This is a genomic window from Pleurocapsa sp. PCC 7319 (genome assembly GCF_000332195.1).
Classification (GTDB): Bacteria; Cyanobacteriota; Cyanobacteriia; order Cyanobacteriales; family Xenococcaceae; genus Waterburya.
In genome coordinates this window covers 5,379,923-5,394,252 of record NZ_KB235922.1, presented here as the reverse complement: position 1 = coordinate 5,394,252, position 14,330 = coordinate 5,379,923, and the positions used below count along the sequence as shown (strand labels likewise).

Here is a 14,330-nt window from a genome sequence, read left to right as displayed (position 1 = left end):
TCTTCCCTAGTTAATCTCGATTTATTTTTATAACTATAAATAACACGTCTGGTGTGAATTCAAAATTGCTTTCAAGTGAATACTATGAAACGCTATCAAATATTTATTTTAAGTATCTTTTTAACTATTAGTTTTAATTGGTTTAATTCGACGATAAGCAAAGCTGAGCAATCAACTGCACCTTTGTTTACTGGAATGGGAGAGCTTCATCATCCTATTACGACCAACTCATCAAAAGCGCAGCGTTATTTTGACCAAGGGTTGACTTTAGCATACGGTTTTAACCATGCAGAGGCAGCTCGCTCTTTTAGACAAGCGATCGAGCTAGACCCCGATTGTGCGATGTGTAACTGGGGTTTGGCTTATGTCTTGGGACCAAATATCAATGCCAAGATGGAAGACGATACGGTTCCTGAATCTTATGCTGCTATCCAAAAGGCTGTGAAGCTAGCTAATAATAGCAGTCAACAAGAACAAGCATATGTAAATGCTTTGGCTCAAAGATATACTGATAAACCATTAGAAGATCGTAGCTCTCTAGATCTTGCCTATGCGGAGGCTATGAAGCAGGTAACTCAGCAATATCCAGATGACATGGATGCAGCGACAATCTATTCCGAGGCATTAATGGACACTATGCCTTGGGATTATTGGACAGAAGAGGGAGAACCGAAGCCAGCAACGAAAAAAGTTCTGAGTACTTTAGAATCGATTCTAGAACAAGAGCCTAATCATCCTGGGGCAAACCACCTTTATATTCATGCCGTGGAGGAAATACGACCCAAACAAGGTATTGCCGCAGCAGATCGATTAGGTGATTTAGTTCCTGGTTCGGGACATCTAGTACATATGCCATCTCATATTTATATTCGAGTTGGTCGATATCACGATGCTGCCATTGCCAACCAAAAAGCGATCGCTGTAGATAAGGACTACATTACTCAATGTCACGCCCAAGGAGTTTATCCCCTAGCATATATGCCTCATAATCATCATTTCTTGTGGTTTGCTGCTACTTTTGAAGGTGATAGCCAGCTAGCAACAGAAGCAGGGAAAAATGTCGCTGCTATGGTAGATCCTCAAACTATGCGGGAACCTGGGATGGGAACTTTACAGCATTTTTATTCTGTTCCCTTATTCACAATGATTCGCTTTGGTCAATGGGAGCAAATTATGGCTACTCCCCAACCAGAATCAGATCTGAAATATCCTACAGGATTATGGCATTATGCTAGAGGTTTAGCTTATACTGCCCAAGGCAAAATAGACGAGGCACAGGGAGAGTTAAAAGCTTTAGAGCTTCTTGCTCACGATCCAGAATTAGAGGAAGTAACTATTTGGGATATCAATACTACTCAAAGCATTCTTCAAGTAGCTACTGAAGTTTTAACGGGAGAAATTGCCGCTCAACAAGGAAAATATTCTAGGGCGATCGCTCATCTACGTCAGGCAGTTAAATTGGAAGATACCCTCAACTATGATGAACCTGCTGATTGGTCAACTCCCGCTAGACAATATTTAGGCTCGGCTTTAATCAAAGCCCAACGTAATGTTGAAGCTGAGCAAGTGTATCGGGAAGACTTAGCTATTTATCCTGACAATGGTTGGTCATTATTTGGACTACTGCAAAGTCTCCAAGCTCAAGGAAAAGATGCCAAAGTTGAGACCGTAGAACAGCAATTTGAATCTGCTTGGCAATATGCTGATATTCAACTAACTGCATCGAAATTTTAAATTTTAGCTCTCAGCTCTCAGCTCTCAGCTCTCAGCTCTCAGCTTATTATTCCTCACTCCCTTGAGACTATCTTACGGGAGTGGGGCTTTGTCTTTGGTTTAAAAAATTGTTTGCCAGATTTTCATTCTAGAGGTAATACGAGAGTAAACTTCGATCCCTGATTGAGGCGACTAGATAATTCGATTGTACCGCCATGAGCTTGGGCGATCGCAATGACAATAGAAAGACCTAAACCAGTACTATTGGTGCCAATATTATTCGATCCTGTCTGGAAACGCTCAAAAATTCTTTCTTGTTCTGACTCAGCAATACCTTTTCCTGTATCTTTGACCCATAAACGGATATAATTTCCTTCGATAGCAGAACCGATGGCAATAGTATCTTTAGGATTGGTAAACTTAGTAGCATTTTGAGCCAAATTGGTAATTGCCTGAACTAATCTTTGACGATCCACTAAGATATTGCCCCTTCCTATTGCCTCTAATCGCCATTGGCGATCAGCGATCGCCTGAACTTTAGTATAAATTTTTTCGGTCAAAGAGTGGAGCGCTGTAAATTCAAGGTGCAAAAAGTCTGGCTGTTCGGATTGAGCTAAGATCATCAAATCGGCAATTAAACGATTCATTCGTTCTAATTCATCAAAAACTATTGCCTTGGTTTCTTCTTGTTCTTCAGGAGTATCTCCCATTAATTCAATATGTCCTTGAATTATGGTGATTGGGGTTTTTAGCTCATGACCCACATCATTAAGAAATTGTTTTTGAGTAACAAATGCAGATTGCAATCGATCTAACATTTCATTAAATGTGATACTCAATTGAGTAACTTCATCATTTCCTTGGACTTTAATCCTTTGATCTAAATTATTCTCGCTAATTGCTCTTGCTGTTTTGGTTAACAAGCGTAATGGAGTTAAAATTCTACCAGCAAAAATCCAAGCTAAAATTGAAGTGATGCCCACTGTAATTAAAGTTACACGAATAATTACCAAGATTGCTCCACGTACCTCTTGACGTTCACTGGCAGTTGCGATCGCTACCACAAAAATCCCCTTAATTTTGTCATTTATCTTAATGGGTTCAGCTAAATAAACAATCGGGTTTTCAGAACTACCTATCTCACCGCGCTCGGAAACAGTAAGCTTTTGCCAATGTCTTACTATAGGAGAGTTTTGGTCGATCAATTTTGGTAACTTGGAGGGGACAGAAGCATAGAAGCCCTCTGGAAGTAGAGCAATTGTATACTCGTTGGAAATAGGAATGTTGCGTCGGAGAAATACATTAAAAATAGCAGCAATATTATCTCCAAAAGGTTGAGCTGTATCAGGGTCTTTCCCATTAACTAATACTCGAAACTCTTGTACCTCTTGATTGAGGGCTTGTTCTAATCTATAGTTAAGGCGCAATAATAATACTCGACGAATTGCTATCACTGCACCAGAAAAAGATAGCAAAATTAACAAGCAATATACCGCTAGAATGCGAATCTGAAATCTATACGATGTAACTCCCCGATTTTCGAGCATCTTGAATATTATTTGAATTTCCTCTAGATGAAGCGATCAACCTACTAATATTTATACTCATTACACTTCATAAACTTCTTAGGAATCGCATAATTATTATTATTCAGGAAGTTCGCTAATTTTTTAGTAATATCAGAATTTATTATCAGCACCTGAAGGACGCTACGCGCCCAAAAAAGAAAATGAGAAACTGGGTAGGCAGTCCTGATCCCCTAAGAGAGGTATTTTAGCATCAAGACCGAAGCGACAATGGTGTGAAAGCACCCGATCATCAGCCTGGTTCCTGGGAGAGAGGAAAAAAGAATTGATGAGAGAGAGGAGTCAACAAGAGCTAGACTCAATTGGCTTAATTTTAACTATGTTTGGCAAAATCCTGGGAAATAGAAGAGATGGATGTTTGATTAAATCGTTTTAATGCCCATTCTGCAGTTTGCCGTACCTCTCGATCAGAATCATTCAACATTTGATTGAGGCGTTCAGTGATTTGAGATACTGGTTTATATAGAATGACCAAATCACAAATGGCATTTTTTCTCACTTCAGAATTTGCATCTTGTAGAGAAGTAAACAAAGCACTATTAATTGGTTGAATATTTCGTAGAGCAATTTGAGCGATTGCATCGAGAATCAGATTTTTATCTAAGGCATCTACTTGAGACATAATTTCCATTAAGGGTTCTAGTGCTCTGGAATCTGCTGTTTGGGCTAACTCCCAAATTGCTTTACGTCTTAAATCGAGATCGCTATGTTGCAAGTCCTTGATTAGTTCAAACACAACATCAATCTCAGTTGTATTAGAGGTTACTATTTTTCCCCTATCTTTTAGATTGGCTTCTACCAGCGGCTGAACATTTTTGGACATCAAGTCTTGGATCTTATCGGCTTTAGGCTGATGCCCATCAAAGCTATTGGCATTAGCAATGGTGATAGCTTCGATAGATTGACGAGATTTCCCACTTTGATTGCTGATTGGCTCTCCCTCAGAATTTAGAACTGTAATTCTGGGGAGCTGCTCCGAAATTATGAGTTCCTCATCAAACAATTCACTTTTTTTATCTTGTGTTTGCAATGAGACTGATTCACTGTCTACCTCCCGGTCTTGTTTTTGCTCTTCTTTTTGAAATAACGACCAGAGAATAATCAATGACAGCAGGAAGGTAATAGCCATCCCAATAAGTGACCAACGCCTGCTAATTCTCTGTGGCTCTTCAACAGTTACTTGACTATTTAATATTTCTTCTTTAGTCTCTGCTTGTGATTTTGTTGCTGATTTAAGTTTTTCCTGGTGTGGTTGCAGAATCTTATTCTGGGCTAAAATCAGCTCAGAATTATGATTATTTAAATTATTTTTAAGATTAATTTCTGGTTGCTCGAATGACTGTATCCTACTTTCAACAGAAATTGGTAGAGTCATCACCCCTAAAGTGATCGCTCTATTTTGCGGGATATAAAACGTGCTAGTTTCTGGTTCCCCAGCTAAGCTACTCGAACAGTTAGCGATATTAGATAAGGCAAGGCAGATAAGAGCAACAATAGAACGTTCAGAAATCATGAGAATTAGTTGGCTATAAAATAATTCGTGATGCGTTAAGAAGCGAAACCTTTAATTATGACTGCTGATTATGACTGCCAACGGAAATGATTTGAATTGACTTCTCACCATCATAAATGAACGGTGATTCGTAGGTTAAAAGGAAAAGGGAAAAAAATTAATCCTTTACCCCTTAACCTTTACCCCTTCCCCAATCGTCATAAATTATGGGGCTTTACATTGTGCCCTTGTCCTAAAGGATACCGCTCCGCATATGGTAAACCAATTTATTAAAGGGTAACGAGCCAAATAAGAAATAATCTCTCAAATTTCGCTCATTTTGATGAGCGAAAAAATCAAAGGTAAGTAGTTAGCTTGACACTATGAGTTCTAAAACAAATCCACTAGTGAATTCTACAAAAAAAATTGGTTTTTATGGTAGTCGGTAAAACGAAAAATAATGCGAGCGGCAAGCTGCTTACGATAGTATGAGAACGAAATAATGTTGGCTTCTTTATAGCATCTAAAGTAAGCCTTATCTTACAATAAGCTTGGCAACCAGCAGAAAATTTTTAAAGTGCTAATAATAAATTTTTAGCCAATCATAATATTTTAGTAGATTCCAAAAATATTTAACTAAATGATAGATAAACTAATTCGAGCTACAGCAGCAGATGGTGGTATTCGGGCTGTGGGGGTTATTACCACCAATCTAACGGAAGAAGCAAGACGTAAACATAACCTCTCCTACGTTGCTACCGCTGCTTTAGGTCGCTCTATGGCTTCTGGGTTGCTGTTAGCTTCTAGCATGAAAAAAGAAGGATCTAGAGTTAATATTCATGTCAAGGGAGATGGTCCATTGGGAACAATTTTGGCTGATGCCGGTCTAGATGGTACAGTCCGAGGCTATGTCCAAAACCCTCAAGTAGAGCTTCCCCCTAACTCTCAAGGCAAATTAGATGTAGGTCAAGCCGTTGGTCATAATGGTTATCTCCATGTAGTAAGAGACGTAGGGTATGGGCAACCATATTCTAGTACCGTAGAACTAATCTCAGGAGAGGTGGGAGAAGATATAGCCAACTATTTAGTGGTTTCTGAGCAAACACCCTCAGCTCTTTTAGTTGGCGTTTTCGTTGGTGCTAATGGGGTAACAGCAGCAGGAGGTGTCTTATTACAAATTATGCCCAAAGCAGCTCGCGATCAATCTTTAGTAACCTTGCTAGAATCCCGTATATCTCAGCTTTCTGGTTTTACTCCTCTGTTACGAGCAGGCAAAACCCTGAGAGAAATTATGGAACAGTTACTAGGAGATTTAGATTTATTCATTTTTCCTGAATTTCATCAAGTTAAATTCCACTGTGGCTGCTCTTTTAACCGAGTTTTAGGTGCGCTTAAAATGTTAGGAGAAGCTGAATTGCAGGATATGATTGAAAAAGATGAGGGAGCAGAGGCGGTCTGTCAGTTTTGCGCCGAAGTTTATCAGGCAAATGAAACCCAGTTAACCCAATTAATTGCTGATTTAAAGGCTGAATAACTTAAATCTTCTGGGAAACAAGACTTTAGCTAATGATTGGAGTTGAAATCTAAATCAATTCTTCATTCGACTGACATAGATCTAATATTGAATCTATAAAATCAAGTGATAAGATGGTTTACGATTTAGTCCCCTCCATGGAGAAATCAAACATAATCGACGAGATAGTGACTGGCATTACATTGGGTAGTTTATGGCCATAAACAAAGAGACATCAAACTCGAACTCCGATGCAAACAAAATTGAATCTGAGACTAAAATTAATGTCAATAAGTCACAACAACCTAATTCAAACTCGGATATTAATCACGATTTAAAAGAAAGCTTAATAATGCCTGTGACTCCTCGAACTTCTTCAGTTAGAACTGTTTCTAACCAATCTAAACTAGTTTCACCTCCAGAAAGAAAAAAAGCCTGGTGGCAGAACTGGCAATTGTGGGGGATTTTGTTGGTTTTGTGTTCCGGGGGGGTAGGCTATGGTGCAACTTCTATTTTGTTAAAGTTACCCAAAACTCAAAGTTGTTCTAAGGTTTTTTGGCCAGTTGCCTCCGCATCAATTCGTTTGTACTGCGCTCAAACAGCTGCTGAGGATAAAAATGTTGAGGGCTTACTCTCGGCAATTGATTTAGTAGCAGTATTACCAGAAAATCACCCTCTAAGACCCGAAATTAACCGCAACATAGACAGATGGGCTACCACAATTTTAGAAATTGGGGAAGAAGAATTTCAAGCTGGAGAGTTAAAAAAGGCGATCGCCACGGCCAAGCAAATTCCACCAAATCTCTCAGCTAGCGAACTGGTAGATGCCAAAATTGCCGAATGGGAATCTATCTGGTCTAAGGGAGAAGAAATCTACGCTCAGGTAGAGGACAAACTTCGAGAAGCTGATTGGGATGGAGCTATTAGTTCGGCAGTACGTTTGACCGAAAGTTCTAATGAGTACTGGGCAACCACTAAATACGAGGAAAGTATCAATAATATCAACGTTGCCCAAGAAGAGAATGCTAGTTTAAGTAAAGCCCAAACTCAAATCACTAATGGCAAAATTGATGACTTAATTTTGGCAATTGATAAGGCTGATGATATTGATGAAAAAAGCTACGCTTATGAGCAGGCTCAAGAGATTATCGCTCAAGCCAAGAAAAAGCTAGTCAACAACATTGAACAACTAATTGAGACCCAAGATTGGCGCCAATTACTCCAGGTGGCTAATCGCATTCCTCGTAGCTTGAAATTGCAAAATCGGGTTAAAGATTGGCAGATTTTAGCTAATGCTGGCTCTAGTGCGCAATTAGATACGGTGTTTGGTATTGAAGAGGCGATTGAAGAAGCCAATAAGCTAGAGAAAAAGAGCGAATACTATAAGCTAGGACAACAGTTGATTCGTCGTTGGGAATTAGAAATTGAAGATGTACGCCATCTTTCTAAAGCTCGAGAGTTAGCTATAGTAGGTACGATTGCCAACCTCAATAAAGCGATTACCGAAGCCAGATTAATTCCTAGCTCAAATCCTCGCTATAATGAAGCTCGTCAAGAAATGATTAAGTGGCGCAGACAAGTTCAAACTATTGAAGATCAGCCCATTTTGAATCGCGCCCGAGAGATATCCTATGGCAATAATGTTAATGCTTGGCGGAGGGCGATCGCCGAGATCAATTTGATTTCTGGTGATAGCCCTCTCTATGGTGAAGCACAGGGGTATGCCCGGACTTGGCGCGCTGATATTGAACGAGTGGAAGATCAACCGATCCTTGACGAAGCCGACTCTTTTGCCAATATTGAGAACTATCCCGCAGCAATTAATGCTGCCAGTAAGATTAAATCCAGCAGAGCTCTGTATCCAGAGGCACAAAACAGAATTCAGCGCTGGCAACAAGAGCTAGACGGAGCAAGATATCTGCGTGAAGCCAATAACATAGCTAATCAGGGTACACCAGAGTCATTAGCTCAGGCTATTAGAATAGCAAGACAAGCTTCTGCTAATAGTTCTGTTCATCCCCAAGTAGTCCGCGATATTAATGATTGGGGTGCCAGAATTTTGTCTATGGCCCGAGAAGCGTCTAATAATTCTCTGGAACAAGCCATCGCGATCGCCCGAAAAGTTCCCCCCGGTACAACCAGCTTTATCATTGCCCAAAACGAAATTAAATTTTGGCAAGAAAGACTCAATCCTCCTGAACCAGAAATTATTCCTCCCACTTTTAAATTAGATAAACTCAAGAAAGAACGCAATCGGGATAATTAACAATAATTCATAATTGACAATTAATAATTAATGATGAGCAACTTATTTCCTCAAGTCAATGCCCATTCCTTCACGACGTAGACGTAAATCGTAGTAGATAACGGCTTTTATTGCTTGCCAAAAGGGAATCATTAAAGCTCCACTCCCTATCAGCAAAACTAGATAGAGCAATACTCCAATCCCCGCAAAACCAGGAGCATTCTCTAGCCCAGCACCAATCATCACTTGTAAGATGAAGCTGAATATTTGGACGGCGATGCCGATAGGCAAACTGATTAGAAAAGCTATAAACACAATTAATTGAATTCTGCCAACAGAGCCTTTAGTTAATTGCCAACTTCTACTGATTGTATTCACAGAAGTTATGTTTTCTTCTATCGCTAAAGGAAGTTCGACGAGAAATAACCGTGAAATAAGCCAAATCATCCCAAAAATGAAGAACAGTATGGCTGCTATCATCACTAAAATAAAGATGATAGGTAGGACAGAAGAACCTTGACCAGCAATTGTCCCGATTATCGCGCCAATAATACCTAAGACGATGAAATAAGGAATGATCGCTGCCGAAAAAATCAGGCTAACTAAAATTCCCGCAACGAAAAAATCCCACATCCTGGGTTTAATGTGTCTTTGAGCATCTTTAATCGCTTCAGGTTTTTCGGCAACTTCCCCAAATGCTAAGCGAGCAATCAATCCCATCATGGCTGAGAATTTTGCCCAGCCATAAATAGGTACAAATATCCATAAGTAACCGAAAAAAGCTAACTTAAAATATTTTTTAAAGTTGTCGCGATAAATACGTAACCCTGCACTAACAACATTACCAACACTAAGGGGTTTCATTATTTTTGCTCCCGCCTTCAGGCGATGTATAACTAGTAGTTACTTAATAAAAACTGATCGTAAGTACTAACAAATTATATTTTTCCCTAAAAAGCAAAATAATTAACCATAATAGAAATTATCGAAATTTCTATTAGGAAAGTTAATCAGTTGAGTTGATAGTTGTCTAATGTTATTTATCTTTTATTCTTCATCCTTTGATAAATCAGGTTCTAACAAACGCTCCTCCCCAAGGATAAACTTTTGATGTTGATATTTAAGCAAATTTAACTGAGGTTGAGTCAAAATCTGCTGAAGATAGGTTTTTTGTTGCTCGCTAATACTTCTACTGATAAGATCTTGAGCTTGGTTACTCTGATTATCAGTAATTGATAAAGATGCCCCACTATTAATCAGTAACTCCACAATTTCCATTCTGGTCTTTCCGGTAGCGTACATCAAAGCAGTTTTACCATCTGATGCTTGAGCATTGACTTCCGCACCATTATCAATCAGATGCATAATGATCTGTAGCTTATCTGTCATTGGTCGCGCGTCCTGTATCCCCAAAATAACAGTCTTCATTAATGGAGTAATATCATTGGGATCTTTTAAGTTAGGATCGGCACCATGAGTGAGCAACAGTTTAACTATATGAGGCATACACCAGAGAATTGCTAGCTCTAAGGCAGTTCGTCCGAAACTATCTCTAACATTGGGATTTACTCCCCATTCTAATAACAAGCGTAAACATTCTTCTCTGGCTGTAATTTTATAAAGAGTCTTTGGGCGATCGCTCATTGACCCTGAAGGCAAAGTAAACCAAATTTTCTGAAATATTAAAAATATTATCGGTTCAGAAGCATTGCCGACAATTTTTACATTCGGATCTACTCTCTGCTCTAGCAGTTGTCTCATACCATCAATATCATTAGCAACAATTGCCTCCGCTAACTTCAATTCCTGCTTCTGAGAGTAGAGTCTAATTCTCTCTAGAAAATCAAAAATCACCCAACTCATTTCATACAGATAGGTTTAAGTTTGTCTAATCATTTATAGCAATACGGACTTACATTAGGACACTCATTACTTATTACTTATTACTCTCCAGAAACTAAAATCAAGTAGAAGATGCCTCAACTACTTCTAAACCAAGGGATTTTGCTCTTTGCTTGAGATTTTTGATGAGTCTTTCTTGATATTTTTGTTCATAGTAATCAGCTCCACGATCGAGATAAGATTCTTTTTTTGTCCAGAGAGTATAGAATAGACGAGCAATTTTGTGTGCTGTAGCAGTAATGGCCTTGGGTGCGCCAGCACGGGAGCGAATGCGTCGATAAAATGCGCCCAAAGCTGAATGAGAACGACTAACAGCTTGAGCTGCCAATCGAAAAGCTGTTGCAGCTCGATTGTTAACTCGACGAGTCTGAGAACTTTTAACTTTGCCCCCTGTAATCCGACAACCAGGACATAATCCGAGCCAAGAGCTGAAATGTTTAGCACTCTTAAATTTAGTCGGGTCTAATCCTACTTCACTGAGGATGGTTTGCACTGTGACTACACTTAAACCATCAATGCTGGTAAAATCTACTCCCGCAATACGATAGAGATGAGAATGTAAGTCGAACCCTGATTTGATTGAGCGACGACACTTTTTCTGGCTATTTAGGGGCGGAGTCTCTTTTGTTTGGGAGGGCAATTTACTGAGACATTGTTCGATTTGTTCCTCTAATAATCCGATTTGTTGTTGATAAAATTGATAACAAGATAATTCTTGATGCAAAATAAAAACCATTTCTGGACGATAATTACCCGTTAGGGCATCTCTAATTTGTTGTGGACTACTTTTAATTCTTCGGTGTGCTAATTTGGCTAAGGTTTGTGGATTTCTTTCCCCAGCAATAATGGCCCTCAGAATATTTAATCCTGTCACCCCTGTAAGATCGCTAATGACTTTATGCAACTGCAAATTCATCTGTGTTAAAGCTTTTTGCATTCTTTGCACATGAGTCGAACTAGCTTGAATCAAATTTTCTCGTTGTCTTAAATAGCTTCTCAGTACAGTTATTTCTCCTTCGGGGATAAAGGAAGGTGCAAGTAAGCCATAACTATGCAGTTGTTGTAACCATTGACAATCTTGGACATCGCTTTTTCTTCCTGGTACTGTTTTTACATTGTGAGCATTGACTAAACAGACTTGGAAGTTATGCTGACTTAAGATGTTAAATAAAGGTATCCATTCTACTCCCGTCGATTCGAGGGCAATACTCGTCACACCGCATTCACTTAACCAATTTGCCAGAGCTAGTAAATCTGGTGTACTACACCCAAAACAACGAACATTAGATTCTGTTGCTGCTATAGGTACACAAACCCAATGCTCTCTTGAGCCAATATCAATTCCCGCCGAGTGCGGATTGATGACTTTTATTTCTGGCTCCTGTCTTTTGCTACTTTTTTTCTGGGATTTTTGGCTTCGACCAATTGGCTTCATTTTTTGCCCTCACTCTTGATAGGGAAATGTTTTCGATGAGGAATGGTTTTCTCTTGTCATTCTCTCCAACGGGATAAGGTTTTTTCTCCTTTCACCAATTTATTTGTCCACTTTCCTCTAACCAAGCTTATTCTCGGGCGTTCGTTGCACCATTGTAACTTCGGCTTTTTTGTGATGAAAACATTTCCACGTATCATGATACTTGGTCTACCAATTTGGTTTCTCATCTTTATTTTGGGGCGCAAAGCGTCCTTCAGGAGCTTATTACTTGTTACTTATGAGCAATCAAATAAACTTGTCCTAATACAACTTTGTACGGCTATATATGACCCTTGGAGACTTCAAAGGCGTGGTTGAAAAACTTGCTGCACCGCAAAGTGAGCGGCATATACGTGCAAGTTTGAGTTTTGTCAGACCATTATTCATCCTCCTCTGTCGATTGTTCATTTTTATTATTGATTGGTGTGCGCCCATAGAGATAGTTTAAATAGCGCAAACGGCCACTCAATTCCTCATTAAACGCTTCAACTCGACAACGCCATTCCCAGTTACCTGTTGGTTGGGAAGGGGTATTCATTTTGGCATCTGTTCCTAATCCCAAAATGTCCTGAAAAGGAATTATGGCAGTATTGGCAACCGAGCTTAATGCCAAACGAATTAATGCCCAGTGAATACCATCCTCACAAAGACAACCTAAATAGTCTACTACTCTTGATTGGGCTTCAGACGATCGCTCATCAAACCACCCTACGGTCGTGTTGTTATCGTGAGTACCTGTATAAACAATACAGTTACGATTCGTATAGTTAAAAGGCAAAAAGCCGTTAGCACGATCCGAATCAAAAGCAAAATGAAGAATTTTCATGCCCGGAAAATCAAATTTATCCCGCAATGCTTCTACCTCTGGAGTAATTACTCCTAAGTCTTCAGCAACAATAGGCAGTTGCCCTAAGTCTTTGTCTAGTAGTTGGAAAAATTCGTCACCAGGAGCATCGAGCCAAGCTCCTTTAATGGCAGTAGTTTCCCCTTGAGGCACCGCCCAATATGCTTGAAAACCTCTAAAGTGGTCGATACGAATAATATCAACGTATTCAAGGATGCCCTCTACTCTTCTAATCCACCATTTAAAATCGGTTTGCTTGAGTTCTTTCCAATCATAAACAGGATTGCCCCAAAGTTGACCAGTAGCACTAAAGTAATCTGGCGGAACACCAGCCATCAGAGACGCTGACCCTGTTTTCTCATCTAAGCAAAAAATTTCTCGGTTCCCCCAAACATCCGCACTATCATGGGCAACGTAAATCGGAATATCGCCAAAGATCTTAATTCCTTTTTGATTAGCATATTGTTTCAAGTCTCGCCACTGGCAGAAAAACTGAAACTGCATAAATTTATGAAAAAAGATCTCGTCAGCCAACTCTGTTGCCCATTTTGCCATTGCTTGAGGCTGACGGTAGGCAATCTCTGGTTTCCATTGATGCCAACTACTACCATTATGTGCTTTTTTGAGTGACATAAATAGCGCATAATCACTTAACCAGTCATTGTGACGATCGCAAAAACGCTTAAATTCGTCTTGTTCGGTGGTTGAAGCTTGGGTTTTAAAACGATCGCTTGCCCGACGTAACAAAGGCATTTTGGTGGCTATGACTTGCTCAAAATCCACCCAATCTAGGGGAAACATTGGCAGACAGTCTAATTCTTCCTGAGTCAACAATCCCTGAGTTTGCAAAACTGCGGGACTAATTAACAAAGGATTTCCTGCCAAAGCAGAATAAGATAGATAAGGAGAGTTACCAAAACCTGTCGGTCCAATTGGCAAAATTTGCCAAATTTGTTGGTCACTATTGGCTAAAAAATCGACGAATTGATAAGCACGATCACCTAGATCTCCAATGCCAAAACGGCTAGGCAAAGAAGTTGGATGAAGTAAAATACCGCTAGCTCTAAAATCTAACATTTATTAATAGTAAATTTGGTCCAGATATCCCAGAGAAACCATAGCTTTTTGGTGGCTTCGGTATCAGTCTAGTTTACAAAAGTTTGGATAAAGTTATTTAGCATTGCGCAAAATATCCCTTCTCAGATGTGGTCGATTTTTGGTAGCTTAATATATCAGGAAAAAATAACCAAATTAAAACTTTATTTTAAAGATTTGCCAGTTTCTGATTGGCTATCTTAACTAGGAGAATCAAACAATGACTATTTTATTTCAATTGACACTAGCGACTCTAGTTTTGTTTTCTTTCGTGATGGTAATTGGTGTTCCAGTTGCCTATGCTTCTCCCCAAAACTGGGAGCAATCTAAATCTTTAATCTATGTAGGGTCAGGGATTTGGACTATTTTGGTTGTCTTAGTTGCGATTTTAAACTTTTTTGTCATTTAGATGGCATCAATTGGCAATCTAGAAATATAAGCGATCGCTGTATTATCGGCGATCGCA

At 39.4% G+C, this 14,330-nt stretch carries 10 protein-coding genes; 4 read left to right on the top strand and 6 right to left on the bottom strand.

Features of this window, described 5'->3' with window-relative positions; genetic code table 11:
- Positions 1 to 84: 84 nt before the first annotated feature.
- Positions 85 to 1,734 carry a tetratricopeptide repeat protein gene (locus PLEUR7319_RS0128535; protein WP_019508648.1) on the top strand — a complete coding sequence of 550 codons (1,650 nt, stop codon included), beginning with the start codon at positions 85 to 87 and terminating at the stop codon, positions 1,732 to 1,734.
- Between the two features lie 122 nt (positions 1,735 to 1,856).
- Here the strand turns inward: PLEUR7319_RS0128535 and PLEUR7319_RS0128530 are convergent, their stop codons facing one another.
- Both PLEUR7319_RS0128530 and PLEUR7319_RS38650 read right to left on the bottom strand, forming a co-directional pair.
- On the bottom strand, positions 1,857 to 3,260 hold the full coding sequence (locus PLEUR7319_RS0128530) for a cell wall metabolism sensor histidine kinase WalK (RefSeq protein WP_019508647.1): 1,404 nt from the start codon (positions 3,258 to 3,260) through the stop codon (positions 1,857 to 1,859).
- Between the two features lie 352 nt (positions 3,261 to 3,612).
- A complete protein-coding gene (locus tag PLEUR7319_RS38650; RefSeq protein WP_019508646.1) occupies positions 3,613 to 4,812 on the bottom strand; it encodes a HEAT repeat domain-containing protein in 1,200 nt (399 codons plus the stop codon).
- 619 nt (positions 4,813 to 5,431) lie between these two features.
- Between PLEUR7319_RS38650 and hslO the strand changes: the two genes are divergently transcribed.
- Complete coding sequence (hslO, locus tag PLEUR7319_RS0128520) at positions 5,432 to 6,325, top strand: Hsp33 family molecular chaperone HslO (protein WP_019508645.1); 894 nt, start codon at positions 5,432 to 5,434, stop codon at positions 6,323 to 6,325.
- Between the two features lie 331 nt (positions 6,326 to 6,656).
- Positions 6,657 to 8,570, top strand: coding sequence for a hypothetical protein (locus PLEUR7319_RS0128515; protein WP_063822286.1), 1,914 nt, complete (start codon positions 6,657 to 6,659; stop codon positions 8,568 to 8,570).
- A gap of 42 nt (positions 8,571 to 8,612) precedes the next feature.
- Here the strand turns inward: PLEUR7319_RS0128515 and PLEUR7319_RS0128510 are convergent, their stop codons facing one another.
- The 4 genes from PLEUR7319_RS0128510 to malQ all read right to left on the bottom strand — a co-directional run bounded on the left by PLEUR7319_RS0128510 (position 8,613) and on the right by malQ (position 13,846).
- Positions 8,613 to 9,413 carry a hypothetical protein gene (locus PLEUR7319_RS0128510; RefSeq protein WP_019508643.1) on the bottom strand — a complete coding sequence of 267 codons (801 nt, stop codon included), beginning with the start codon at positions 9,411 to 9,413 and terminating at the stop codon, positions 8,613 to 8,615.
- Positions 9,414 to 9,596: 183 nt separating this feature from the next.
- Positions 9,597 to 10,412, bottom strand: coding sequence for an ankyrin repeat domain-containing protein (locus tag PLEUR7319_RS38645; protein WP_019508642.1), 816 nt, complete (start codon positions 10,410 to 10,412; stop codon positions 9,597 to 9,599).
- 100 nt (positions 10,413 to 10,512) lie between these two features.
- Entirely contained in the window at positions 10,513 to 11,886 is a 1,374-nt protein-coding gene (locus tag PLEUR7319_RS0128500) for an IS110 family transposase (RefSeq protein ID WP_019503253.1), read from the bottom strand.
- Between the two features lie 418 nt (positions 11,887 to 12,304).
- Positions 12,305 to 13,846 (bottom strand): 4-alpha-glucanotransferase, encoded by a 1,542-nt coding sequence (gene malQ / locus PLEUR7319_RS0128495; RefSeq protein ID WP_019508641.1) that lies wholly within the window; start codon positions 13,844 to 13,846, stop codon positions 12,305 to 12,307.
- Between the two features lie 238 nt (positions 13,847 to 14,084).
- Between malQ and psbZ the strand changes: the two genes are divergently transcribed.
- Positions 14,085 to 14,273: a photosystem II reaction center protein PsbZ gene (gene psbZ, locus PLEUR7319_RS0128490; protein ID WP_019508640.1), complete on the top strand. Its 189-nt coding sequence runs from the start codon at positions 14,085 to 14,087 to the stop codon at positions 14,271 to 14,273.
- Positions 14,274 to 14,330 lie beyond the last annotated feature (57 nt).